An 11,813-nucleotide genomic window follows, 5' to 3' on the forward strand; every position below is an offset into this window, starting at 1 on the left:
GTCCCGCCCCCACCCCATCCGTCTCTCACTGTCGTCCGTCAGGCCGCCGGAGCCTTCTCGACCCTGACCGCGGAAATGTCGAGCGTCAGTGCGACCTTGTCACTGATGAGGACGCCGCCTGTCCCCAGTGCCGTGTTCCAGGTCAGACCCCAGTCCGAGCGCCGGAGCGTGGCCGTGCCTTCGAAGCCGATCCGGTGCTGTCCGTAGGCGTCCTCGCCGGCCCCTCCGAACGTGACGTGCAGGGCGAGGGGGAGTTCGATGTCCTTGATGCGCAGACGGCCGTCGAGGCGGAAGGTGCCGTCGCCGAGCTGGACGATCCCGGCGCTCTGAAAAGCCATCAGCGGGAACGTCGCCGAGTCGAAGAAGTCGGGTCCTTTGAGATGTGCATCGCGTTCCTGGATTCCCGTGTCCAGGCTGTCCGTCTGCACACTCACATACGCCTCGGAACCCGCAGGGCGGGACCCGTCGACCTTGAGGAGGCCTTCGAAGCGGGTGAACCTCCCCCGGACATTCGAGATCATGGCGTGCCGGACGGCGAAACCGATCGTGCTGTGGACCGGATCGATGGTGTAGGCGCCGGTCAGTTCCGCGTACGCGTTCGACGTCCGGCCTGCGGTCTGGTCGCTTCGTGCATGCATGGCGCACGCCCTTCTGTGTGTTGGTGGCTTCATGGGGAAAGGGCCTGCCGTCCGCGGTGCGACGGTGTCCGCGATGCGCCGGCGTCCGCGATCCGTCGGCGGGGTGCCCTGTTTCCTCCTACATAGCGGGCGGAAAGGCGCCCGAAGACGCGCCCGTACGGTCGACCTGTCCGGTCGGCAGGACCGCTCTGGTCGGTAAGACCGCGCACCCGGCGATGCTGTGACACCGTCGTCGCTCGCTCGCTCCGCACCGGGGGCCGGCGGGACGGCGGTGGCTGCGCACGCCCGAACGAGGCCGACCGCGGTCGCTGTCACAGATGCTCCGGAAGCCCGGTCACCCAGGCATGACGTTCCTCGCGACCAGCACGATCGTGTCGATGTCGGCCGGCACGACGGCCGCACTCGTGCCGCGCGCCTTGCTGACAGCGCTGTTCACCGTCGTGGCCGCCCACACGCTGTGGCACGCGCTGCGTTCGGCGGACGATGCGTGGCGCGCCCGGGTCGGTCACTTCCTGCACGCTGCCATGGCCCTGGCGATGGCGGTCATGCCCTGGGGCTGGGGGCTGCCCAAGGCGACGATGACGGTCTTCTTCGCCGGGGCCACGCTCTGGTTTCCGCTGAGCCTGCTCGGACGGATCGAGGACCGTGCGACCGAGTCCGTTGCCGTGCTGCCGCACATGGCCGGAACGGCGGCGATGACATGGATGGTGCACGCACACCACGCCACGCTGTCCGGTGGCGTGGCGGGCCTCCCGGCCGCTGCTCCGGCGGTCACCGCGGTTCTGGTACTCGTCCTGCTGGGCTGCTCGTTGCGGTCGTTGACACGGTCCATGCCCTCGCTGCGGGCGGTGGCCGATGCGGTCCGCGGCGGGCCCGCCGTGGCGCCCTACCACCATGTGCGTGACGGTGCGATGGCCCTGGGCACTGCGGTCATGCTGCTGATGCCCCACTGACCGCCGTGCGGATTGGCAGGGCTCAGGTGTCCTTGGTGAGCTCCGTGACATGGGCGCCGACGTTGTCGGTGGCGGCGGCGTCGAGGAGGGCCGAGAGCAGTCCCGGGAACCGGTCGTCGAGGGCGTCACGGCGCAGCGTGACGTAACACCGCGTGCCCTCCTGGCGGGTCCGTGTCACGCCCGCCTCGCGCAGCGTCTTCAGGTGATGGCTGAGCGTGGACTTGGCGACGGGCGCGCACAGTTGGCCCCAGCCGCGTTCGGCGCCGTCGGAGAGGACACGCACGATGCCCAGCCTCGTCGGGTCGCTGAGAACGCCCAGAAGTCGGGGCAGTGTCACCTCTGCGTCGGACTGGGCCGGATGGTGGTCGTGTTCGGACATGCGGCCAGAGTAAGGCACATCGCTCGCGGGGCGATACGACGAATATGACAACGTTGTGACTGTCTTCACTGCCCGGCAGGGGAGGCCTCGTTTGACTCAGTGGCACACGCTTGCACATTATGTTCGATGTTCAATGAACTTCGAACGATGAGGGTCTCATGACCATGGAATCGATCAGCCGCACCATGTCCGGACACGTCGCGATCGTCACCGGAGCAGGATCCGGCATCGGCCGTGCCACCGCCGTCGCGTTCGCGGAGGCCGGCGCGCACGTGCTCGGCGTGGGCCGCCGCGAGGAGCCGCTGAAGGAGACGGCGGCGATGAACAGCAACATCGAGATCCTGGCCGTCGATGTCTGCGACGACGGGGCACCCGCCGATGTCGTCAGGACCGCTGTCCGGCGGTGGGGACGCCTCGACTATTTGATCAACAACGCCGGAGCGACCGCGGTCATGCCGCTCGCCGAGACCGACAAGCAGACCGTCCTGGGCCTCCTCGCGCTCAATGTCGTGGCCCCCAGCCTCCTCGCGCACGCGGCTCTGCCGCACCTGCGGAAGACCTCCGGCACGATCATCAACCTCTCCAGCACCTACGGGCACCGTCCCATGGCCGGCGGGGCGCACTACGCGGCCACGAAGGCCGCCGTCGAGCAACTGACGCGCAGCTGGGCACTGGAACTCGCCGGTGAGGGCGTCCGCGTCAACTCCGTAGCTCCCGGGCCGACCCGTACCGACGTCATGCTGCACGCGGGCCTCAGCCCCGAAGCCGCCAACGACATGTACGCCTACGAGCGTGAGCGCATCCCGACGCACCACATCGCCGGCGCGGACGAGATGGCCCACTGGGTACTGCGACTGGCCGAACCCGCCGGACGCCACGCGACCGGCCAGGTCATCACCGTCGACGGCGGACTCGAACTGATCTGAGACCACGTCGCCATCGCGACCGCGTGCCGCCCCGATCACAGCGTGCGGCCTCAACGACCGCGCGCGGCCTCAACGACCGCGTGCGGCCTCAACGACCGCGTGCGGTCGTCGGAACGGGGTGGGCAGGAGTCCGGCTGGGCCGTCCCGCGCCCACCTCATTGCGTGTTCCCGGCGTGCCGGGCGAAGATCTGCTTCCGGCTCGGAAAAGCAGGCGCTCCGCTCGTCACAGATTCAGCCACATCCCGGTCAACCTGATGAAACGGGTGTGCGCGGGCCAGTCCCACGCACCGTCACAGCACCGCGAGGACGGAGCAGACACGCAGTTCACAAGGGTTTCACGCCCCGCCGCCGCAGGGTCCCGCCCCACGTCGTCCAGCGATCACCCCGACACCCGCCGGGGCAGCCGTCCGCCGAGTCCCCAGGAGTCGCTCCTCATGATCGCCAGCTCGCATTCCGGCCCGGTCGGCCGACACCGTGAATGCGCGGTGCTCGACGAACTACTGGTCGCGCTGCGCGCAGGCGAGTCCCGCGTACAGGTGCTCCGCGGCGAGGCCGGCATCGGGAAGTCGGTACTCCTGGAGTACGCGGTGGCCAAGGCGGACCAGGTGACGGTCACTCGGGCACAGGGCGTCGAGGCGGACATGGAGCTGCCCTACGCGAGCCTGCACCAACTGTGCGCGCCCTTCCTCGGCCAGCTGGACGCGCTCCCGGGCCCCCAGCGTGGAGCGCTGCGCGTGGCGTTCGGGATGGCGGCCGGAGATCCGCCCGACCGCTTCCTGGTCGGCCTGGCCGTGCTGACCCTGCTCACCCGGGCCTCCGAGAGCCGACCGGTGCTCGTCGTGGTCGACGACGCCCAGTGGCTGGATCAAGTGTCCCTGCAGACGCTTGAGTTCGTGGCCCGGCGGCTGCTCGCCGAGGCCGTCGCGATGGTGTTCGCGGCACGCGACCCCGAGGGACAGGCCGCACTCGCCGGTCTGCCGGAGTCGCGGATCGGCGGGCTCGACGCCACTGCGGCCGCGGAACTCCTGGGCAGCACCGTCGGCGGGAGACTGGACAAGCGCGTCAGGGACCGCTTCGTGGCCGAGATGCACGGCAACCCCCTCGCGCTTCTTGAGTTCTCCCGGGGCCGAAGCGCCGCGGAGCTGGCCTACGGCCTGGACTCCTCCACGTACCGCAGCGCCCGGGGAACGGTGTCGAGCCGTGTCGAGCGGGACTTCGCCGAACGGCTCGGTCCGCTGCCACGGGCAACCCGGACGCTGCTGCTGATCGCCGCCGCGGAACCGGTCGGTGACGCGGCCCTGCTGGTACGTGCGGCCGCCGCTCTTGAGGTCACCCCCGACGCCGAGCCGGCCAGGGCCGCAGGTCTGATCGATCTTCACGGGTCCATCCGATTCCGGCACCCGCTGGTCCGTTCGGCCGTCTATCACCAGGCCGACCCCGAGGAACGCCGTGCGGTGCACAGGGCGCTGGCCGCGGCCACCGACCCGGCCGCGGACCCCGACCGGCGCGCCTGGCACGCCGCCCAGGCCGCCGCGGGTCCCGACGAGGACGTGGCCGCTGGTCTGGAACAGGCGGCGGACCGCGCGCGGCAGCGCGGCGGCATCGCCGCCGAAGCCGTACTGCTGGAGCGGGCAGCCCAGTTGACGCCGGACGCCGGCTCCCGTGGGCGCCGGGCGGTCGCCGCCGCCGAGGCGCACTTCTCGGCGGCCGCACCCGACCGGGCGACGGAGCAGGCGACTCTTGCGGCGCTGTGCCCCCTCAGCGCTCTGAACCGTGCACGTCTGGCGCGGCTGCGGGCACGGATCCTTTTCGCCCGCAGCCGTAGCGACGAGGCCGCACCCCTGCTCCTTGAGGCCGCCGCACAGTTCGCCGCCACCCGATCGCCGCTGGCGCGGGAGACCTATCTCGAAGCGATCAGCGCCACGATCTTCGCGGGCAGGCTGCACGGTCCGACGGGCGCACGCGCCGCGGCCGCCGCAGCCCGCGGCTCGGGGGCGCCGCCGTCCGGTTCGGCCGCCGCCGACCTCCTTCTGGACGGGGTGGCCGCACTCCTCGCAGATGACTACGACACCGGTCTCACGACCCTGCGCAGCGCCCTGGAGCTCCTCGCGCACGAGGAACTTCCCACCCGCGAGGCCACGATGCGCTGGCTCCTGCTGGCCCCGGTCGCGTTGGAGGCCTTCATCCACTACGCGTGGGACCTGCACGCGTGGGACGTCCTGGCGAGCCGTGCGGTGCGCCTGGCCCGCGACGTCGGAGCGCTCGGTGCGCTGCCGCCCGCGCTCATCTACGCCGGCGGAGTGCACATCCACTACGGCGACTTCGCCGAGGCGGCCCGGATGATCGACGAGGCCGACGCGATCGCCGCCGCGACCGGTCACGCCCCGCACAAGTACGCCGCACTCGTCCTGGCCGCATGGAAAGGCGACGCCGATGTCGCCGCCGGCATCGTCGAGGAGGCCCGGGCCAGCGCCGTGGAACGGGGCGAGGTATCTCTCCTGGGCGCCATGGGCTACATCCAGGGCGTGCTGTTCAACGGGCTGGCACGCTATGAAGAAGCCCTGGTCGCCGCACGCTCCGGCATCGAGCACGACGGCTTCAACTTCACAGGCCTCTCGCTGGTCGAACACGTCGAGGCCGCCACCCGGTGCGGCAAGTTCGACCAGGCCCGGACCTCACTCGACCGGCTGATCGAACTGACCCGTGCCGCCGACTCCGGCTGGGCCCGCGGCGCCTGCGCCCGCAGCCGGGCACTGCTCGCGGACGGCGACGAGGCGGACGGCCTCTACCGGACCGCGATCGAGGAGTTCGGCCGCGGCGGGGTGGCCGTGGAGGTCGCTCGTACGCACCTCCTGTACGGCGAGTGGCTGCGTCGCAGCCGCCGTCCCGCGCTGGCCCGTGAGCATCTTCGCGAGGCGTACGAGATGTTCGACGGGATGCGGGCGGACGCCTTCGCCGAGCGGACCCGTCGCGAGTTGATCGCCACCGGCGAGCACGTCAGGACGCGCGTGGCCGTGCCGGCCGCCGATCTGACCCCGCAGGAGTCCCAGATCGCGACCCTCGCCGCGGACGGCCTGACCAACGCGAAGATCGGCGCGGAACTGTTCATCAGCCCCCACACGGTGGAGTGGCATCTGCGCAAGGTCTACACCAAGCTCGGAATCACCTCACGCCGTGCTCTGCCGGATGCCCTCGTGACGGCTCCGGCCCTGGACACCAAGGCACGCGGGAGCGACGGCCCCAGGAAGACCCGGTACGAAAGGTCCCTGCGGTCACCGCGGACTCCCAGGCCGCGGTGACCGGCCGAACCGCGGCCCGGTGTCCGCGGTGACATCGCCGCTATTGCGGTCCCGCCCCGTCCACGGCGTCGTGACGGGGCACAGGGCCACCTCGGACCGGGCGCTCACTCGTGCCGCAGTCCCTGCGGTCGCGTGGACCGCCACAGCGTGGGCAGCGTCAGCAGGGTCACGCCGACGGAGGCGACCGCGCCGATGCCGGCCATGGCCAGCAGAGCGCTCCAGTCGTGGACCACGGGCCTGCCGACGATACCGAGCAGCGTGCCGCCGAGCGTCGTCCCGATCAACCCGGCGACGAGCAGGCCCAGTGCGACCGGGAGCGCGGTCTGCCAGAGCACGGATCCGGCGAGCGTACGACGCCGCGTGCCGAACGCGGACAGTACGGCCAGGACCCGCGCACGGTCCCGGATCTGTTCGAGCGCACCGAGCAGCATGCTTGCCGCGATCAGCAGCAGGACGGCCGTCACCCCGGCCAGCAGCGCCCGCCGGACCCCGTCGAGGGCCGTGTCCTTGTCGGGCTGTCCCGGGAAGTCGACGGCGAAGGACGGGTCCAGCCGGGCAGCCGTGGTACGGACGCGGTCCTGCACGTCCTCGGTCGTGGTCGTGCAGGTGAGCCTGATGGTGCTGACAGCGTCTTCCAGCACCGTCGGTCCCGCCGCCTTGGGTGTGGCCAGCAGTATCCGTTCGGCGGCGTCGCCCGCGGGGTCGGCGCTCGCGGCGGGGACGGTCGCGGTGATGCGCGGGGTCCGCCACCCGGGTCCGTCCGCGCCGACGCGCAGCGTCATGCCTGCCTGCCACGTGGTCATGTCGTGGGCGCGGTCCATGCCCGGAGGTGTGGTCAGGAATGCGTCCCCGTCGGAACAGGACGGCAGGGACGCCAGTCGGCGCAGCTGGGCGCAGTCGGCGATGCGGACCGTCTGCGTGAATCCGCCGTCCGGAGGGCTCACGGACAACTCCGCGAAACCGACGGCCTCCCGCACGCCGGGAGTCGCGGCGAGGACCGGAACGTACGCCGCCGTGTTCTCTGCTCCGCTGTCGAGGCGGGCGACACCGGTGCGCGTGTGGGACGAGGACGCGCGGTGGGCCGTACGGGCCGCGCTGTCCGGCGGACCGTGGGCCAGTCCGGTGAAGAGGGTCTGCAGCGCCACGGCACCTGCGACGGCGACGGCGATCCCGTTGACCGGGCGGGTGGCGGCCTCACCGCTCAACTCCATTCTGCGCAGAGCGAGTTGCCAGGACAGCGGACCGAAGCCGCCGCACAGCCGGGTGAGACGTTCCACGGTCCAGGGCAGCACGGCGGTGACGCCGACGAGCAGCGCGAGCATGCCGACGGCCACCAGGACGACACCGGAGCCGCCGTGCAGGCCGGAGGGGTTCCGGACGACCACTCGCAGCAGGACCAGTCCGAGCACCGGGAGCGCTGTGCGCCACCAAAGGCGCCGGGTGGTTCCGCCGGACCTGCGGACGACTCCGAGGGGTTCGACGACCACCTTGTGCATCGACAGGCGTGTGACGACGAGGCAGAGCATGAAGACGGCGACGACAGTGATGGGCACCAGCACGGGCTCCGGGGTGAGGTCCTCGGTGAAGACGCCCAGCCCCTGTATCTCCACCAGCCCCGCGAACTGGCGGCCTGTCAGGAACAGGACCGAACCCAGTGCGGTGCCGGCCAGTGTGCTGAGCGCGACCTCGCCTGCGGCGACGGTGGCCGTCGTCCGGCGGTCGGCGCCGATCAGGCGCAGTGCGGCCAGCCGCCGGTCCCGGTGCTCACCGCCGAACCGGACGGCCGCGGCGATGAAGACGCCGATCGGGACGAGCAGCACGACGATCCCCGCGATGCTGAGCAGGACCAGTTCGGGGGAGAGGGGCTTCCGCGGGTAGGTCTTGCCGAAGTGGTCCAGCCGTCGTGTGTCCCCGACGCCCTCCAGCATGTGCTTTCCGCCGAGGTAGAAGACGTACTCGCCCGGGTCGAGCAGACCCGCGTCACCGACCTCTCCCACGACGGGGTGGGCGAGTCGCTCGCGCAGCAGACGGCTGCCGGGTGAGGCCAGCAGCCGGCGCAGTGCCGGTGACACCACCATCTCTCCGGGGCGGGGCAGACGCCGTACGCCGGGCGGAAGCGGCGCGGCGGCACCCTCCGGCTGCACCATGCGCCCTCGGATCTCCTTGCCACGGAACACGGTGTCGATGTCGCTGATCAACACAGTGTGATCTGAGCTGTCGATGGCGCGATCGTCGAGATTGACGTCGATACGGGCGTGGGTGCGCTCGTCGCGGTGGTGTCGTGCGGTCGGTACGGACGCGGCGAGCAGCAGCATGGCTACGCCCAGCCCCACCCCGACGGCCATCAGCGCGGTGCGGACCAGGCCCTCCCGGCCGCCGGCCAGGGCGAATCGCATGCCGAGGCCGAGCGCGCGAAGTCCTTTGAAACGTCGTTGCAGACGCGGGCTCACCTTGTTCCTCTCCTGCGGGTGAATGCCGTCCGCAAGGCCTGGGGACGTGAGGGCATGGGGTGCCGAATGCCTCGGCCGTGCGGACGGATCGGCGGCACGGCGTGGAATCCGCCGACCGCATGCGCCGACTATACACAGTGCGTATAGCTGGACGCCGTACTCCCGGACCATGCCATGACACTGTTGTGACACGGGTGCACACGATGACGATGGTTTCGCCAGGGCGACGGCGTTGCCGAGACGCTGTACGGGTTCGACAGGGGCACGATGTTCAGCCCGTCGTGCCGGAGGATCTGTCACAGACGTGGGACGGGCGTGGTCAGTGAAGCAGACAGGGGACGCGGGCGGGAGGAGCCACGGATGCTGGTCTCAGGGACGTCCGGTGGCGCGCTGCTGATTCCACGAGCGAAGTTTGTCGGGGTTGAGGACGACCCAGACCTGAACGGCCTGGTGGCCCGCGACGTCGAGGCCGATCACCGCGGCGACCTGGTGGTCGTAGCGGACGACGAGTCCGGTGCGGCCGTTGACGGAATGGGTGTGCAGGGTGGTGCGGGGACGCCGGGCGAGGAGTGTCAGCAGGCAGCGGGCGATCCGCTCGTTGCCGTGGACGGGTTCGGTCGGCGCGCGAACCTTGCCACCGCCGTCGAAGAACGCGACGGCGTCGGGTGCCAGCAGGGCTGCCAGAGATATCGGATCCTCCGTGGTGCACGCCTGCTGGACGGCCTGGACCACGGTGTCGTCCCGCTCCGTGGTGGTGGGCCGTGAGCGGCGTCCCCGGAGGCTCTCGTGAGCCCGGCCTACCGGACTGGTCGGTGCGGTGCGCTCGGGCTCGGGGCACCCCACGCCCTCCGCGACCGTGCCGCGGGCCGTACCGGTACCTTCGAAGTGCCCGTCCCGCGGCCCCGGCAGCGTGGGACGGGACAGGCAGATGGCACCCCCGACCTGCACGAGCCAGGCGCGGGGTGCTGTGACGCACCTCCGCTCGGGCGAGGACAGGGCGTACCAGCGCCGATAGGTCTCCGCGACGACTTCCTCGGCCGCACCGCTGTCACCCGTCACCCAGAACGCGATGTCCAGCAGCTGCCGTCGCTCGTCGAGCAGCTCCGCGATCGGCACCGCACCCTCGTGATCCATACGGCACCCACTTTTCCCTGTGTGCGTTTTTCCCACTGACCGGTCAGACGCAGCGCGTGTGACATGTCTTCGCATTCTCCCCGGCGACACGGTGTTCCGGCGCGACCACTGTGCGGCACTGACCGTCACACCTTCGTGAACTGCTCGGTCGTACTGATAGCAGGTCACGGCGGTACGCGCAGGGGAACGAGGTAGAAGATGAGACGCAAGGACCGACCGCTCGACGCAGGTGGCCCCACCGAACGGACGAAAGCAGCCGGGACGGCCGGACCCCGGAGGGGTCGAAGGGGCGAGAAGTTCGCCGACTGGGCGGACGCCCGACTGGGATACCGCTCCTCGTCGAAAGACCTGCTGCGAAGGGCCGTCCCGGACCACTGGTCGTTCATGCTCGGGCAGATCTGTGTCTACAGCTTCCTCGTCCTCGTCGGCACAGGCGTCTACCTGACCCTCTACTTCCATCCGTCGTCTGAGCAGGTGGTCTACCAGGGCAGCTACGCGCCACTGCGCGGGCTGCTGGTGTCCGAGGCGTTCGACTCGACGATGCACATCTCCTTCGACGTCCGCGGAGGTCTGCTCATCCGCCAGGCGCACCACTGGGCGGCCCTCATCTTCGTGGCCGCCCTGTTCGCGCACATGCTGCGCGTCTTCTTCACCGGTGCCTTCCGCAAGCCGCGCGAGATCAGCTGGGTGCTCGGCTTCCTGCTGCTGATCCTGGCCATGTTCGGCGGACTGACCGGATACGACCTGCCGGACGACCTCCTGTCCGGAACCGGACTCGCGGTGGTCAACGGAACGATCCTCTCCGTGCCGATCGTGGGCACGTACCTCTCCATGTTTCTGTTCGGCGGAGAGTTCCCGGGGGACGACCTGGTGGCCCGATTCCACACCATCCACGTTCTGATCGTCCCGGCCCTCATGGTCGTGCTGTTCGTCGCCCGTGCGGCACTGTCCGTCCGTCACCGGCCGGCTCAGCACGCCGGCCCCGGACGCACGAACGAGAACGTCGTGGGCATCCCGCTCAAGGTGTACGCGGTGAAGTCCGCGGGGTATTTCCTCCTGGTCTCGGGCTTCATCTTCTTCATCGCGGCGCTCGCACAGATCAACCCCGTCTGGGACTACGGGCCCTACCGGCCGGACCAGGTCTCGGCGGGCTCACAACCCGACTGGTACATGGGCGTGGCCGACGGCCTCCTGCGTGTGATGCCCGGTTGGGAGATCGACTTCTGGGGCCACACCCTCGCCCTCGACAACCTCGTCCCGCTGCTCGTGGGCGTCGGCCTCTTCCTCGCGATGGGTGCCTATCCGTTCATCGAGGCCTGGGCGACCGCCGACGACCGTGACCAGCATCTGCTCGACAGGCCGCGCAACAGGCCCGTGCGCACCGCTCTCGGGGCGGCCTGGCTGAGCGTGTACCTGGTGGCGCTGATCGGCGCCGCGAACGACATCATCGCCCTGCGGCTGCACGTCTCGGTCAATGACGTGACGTGGGCGGTTCGTGTCGGCCTCTTCGTCGTGCCCCTCGTCGTCTACTTCGTCACGAAACGGTGGGCCCTCGGCCTCCAGCGGCGCGACCGCGACAAGGTACTGCACGGTCGTGAGACGGGAGTCGTCAAGCGCCTCCCGAACGGTGCGTTCGTGGAAGTGCACGAGCCGCTCGGCCAGGAGGAGTTGCACAAGCTCACGGCACACGAGCAGTACGCGCCGCTCGCCGCGGTGTCGCCCGCCGAGGCCGTGAACGGCACACCCGTGCCCGCGCCGGAGCGTGCACAGCGTCTGCGGATCGGGATCAGCCGGGCCCTCCACGGCGGGGGCGCACAGATCCGCAAGCCCACCGCCCAGGAGTACACGCGGATCACCGGCGGGCACGCGGCCCACGATGACGGTTCACACAAGCACGACGGCGAGTAGTCGCTCCTCGAACCCGCACCCGCCGGGCGGCGTCTGCGGCGCCTAAGGGTGCAGCGCCTGAGGGTGCAGCGCCGAAGGGGCAGGACCCGGTCCTGCCCCTTCGCCGTGCGGCCGGCAACGAAGCCC

General features: G+C 70.5%; 8 protein-coding genes. 4 read left to right on the forward strand and 4 right to left on the reverse strand.

Features of this window, described 5'->3' with window-relative positions; genetic code table 11:
* Positions 1-38: 38 nt before the first annotated feature.
* Positions 39-638 carry a YceI family protein gene (locus ACFWGJ_RS34730; RefSeq protein WP_387332561.1) on the reverse strand — a complete coding sequence of 200 codons (600 nt, stop codon included), beginning with the start codon at positions 636-638 and terminating at the stop codon, positions 39-41.
* A 344-nt stretch (positions 639-982) separates the two neighbouring features.
* Here ACFWGJ_RS34730 and ACFWGJ_RS34735 point away from each other — a divergent pair, with 344 nt between their 5' ends.
* Positions 983-1,591 carry a DUF5134 domain-containing protein gene (locus ACFWGJ_RS34735; protein WP_387332563.1) on the forward strand — a complete coding sequence of 203 codons (609 nt, stop codon included), beginning with the start codon at positions 983-985 and terminating at the stop codon, positions 1,589-1,591.
* Between the two features lie 22 nt (positions 1,592-1,613).
* Here the strand turns inward: ACFWGJ_RS34735 and ACFWGJ_RS34740 are convergent, their stop codons facing one another.
* Positions 1,614-1,970 (reverse strand): ArsR/SmtB family transcription factor, encoded by a 357-nt coding sequence (locus ACFWGJ_RS34740; protein ID WP_387332565.1) that lies wholly within the window; start codon positions 1,968-1,970, stop codon positions 1,614-1,616.
* 158 nt (positions 1,971-2,128) lie between these two features.
* Here ACFWGJ_RS34740 and ACFWGJ_RS34745 point away from each other — a divergent pair, with 158 nt between their 5' ends.
* Both ACFWGJ_RS34745 and ACFWGJ_RS34750 read left to right on the forward strand, forming a co-directional pair.
* Positions 2,129-2,896 carry an SDR family NAD(P)-dependent oxidoreductase gene (locus ACFWGJ_RS34745; protein WP_387332567.1) on the forward strand — a complete coding sequence of 256 codons (768 nt, stop codon included), beginning with the start codon at positions 2,129-2,131 and terminating at the stop codon, positions 2,894-2,896.
* Positions 2,897-3,330: 434 nt separating this feature from the next.
* A complete protein-coding gene (locus ACFWGJ_RS34750) occupies positions 3,331-6,195 on the forward strand; it encodes an AAA family ATPase (RefSeq protein WP_387332569.1) in 2,865 nt (954 codons plus the stop codon).
* A gap of 104 nt (positions 6,196-6,299) precedes the next feature.
* Here ACFWGJ_RS34750 and ACFWGJ_RS34755 read toward each other — a convergent pair whose 3' ends face one another.
* Together ACFWGJ_RS34755 and ACFWGJ_RS34760 are read right to left on the reverse strand one after the other, a co-directional pair.
* The gene (locus ACFWGJ_RS34755) at positions 6,300-8,645 is read right to left on the reverse strand and encodes an FtsX-like permease family protein (protein ID WP_387332571.1); all 2,346 of its coding nucleotides are present in this window, start codon (positions 8,643-8,645) and stop codon (positions 6,300-6,302) included.
* A 369-nt stretch (positions 8,646-9,014) separates the two neighbouring features.
* A complete protein-coding gene (locus tag ACFWGJ_RS34760) occupies positions 9,015-9,779 on the reverse strand; it encodes an RNA polymerase subunit sigma (protein ID WP_387332573.1) in 765 nt (254 codons plus the stop codon).
* Positions 9,780-9,977: 198 nt separating this feature from the next.
* Between ACFWGJ_RS34760 and ACFWGJ_RS34765 the strand changes: the two genes are divergently transcribed.
* Entirely contained in the window at positions 9,978-11,687 is a 1,710-nt protein-coding gene (locus ACFWGJ_RS34765) for a cytochrome bc complex cytochrome b subunit (protein WP_387332575.1), read from the forward strand.
* The last annotated feature ends 126 nt before the right edge of the window (positions 11,688-11,813 follow it).

It is taken from the genome of Streptomyces sp. NPDC060205 (assembly GCF_042728395.1).
GTDB lineage: Bacteria > Actinomycetota > Actinomycetes > Streptomycetales > Streptomycetaceae > Streptomyces.